The organism is Acetomicrobium sp. S15 = DSM 107314, from assembly GCF_016125955.1.
GTDB classification, from domain to species: domain Bacteria; phylum Synergistota; class Synergistia; order Synergistales; family Thermosynergistaceae; genus Thermosynergistes; species Thermosynergistes pyruvativorans.
Map to the genome: position 1 here is coordinate 1 of NZ_JADEVE010000421.1, position 330 is coordinate 330.

General features: G+C 52.7%; 1 protein-coding gene. It reads left to right on the forward strand.

What is annotated here, in order from left to right; genetic code table 11:
* The first annotated feature begins 42 nt into the window (after positions 1–42).
* A complete protein-coding gene (locus EZM41_RS14860) occupies positions 43–255 on the forward strand; it encodes a hypothetical protein (protein WP_269778919.1) in 213 nt (70 codons plus the stop codon).
* Positions 256–330 lie beyond the last annotated feature (75 nt).

The following is a 330-nucleotide window of genomic DNA, read 5'->3' on the forward strand; positions in this document are numbered from 1 at the left end:
ATCAGCGGCTGAAGATATATTTGGGGGAAGGGGCTGAATTGTGTGACAAGGGTCCTGGTGGTGGACGATGCTGCTTTTATGCGTATGATGTTGAAGGACATACTCCTCAAAGGTGGTTTTGAGATAGCTGGCGAGGCGACAAAAGGAAGCGCAAGAATGGGAGAACTGGCAGAAAAACTAAAAGGGCGCAGCTTCGTCTTCTTCGGAGGCAAGGGCGGCACAGGAAAGACTACATGCGCGGCGGTGAGATTATAAAGGAGCTGCAGCTCATCGGACTTAAGGTGTCCTCGCTTCGTGCGGTAGTAGGGAAGCTTCCGAGGCGAAGGGTGG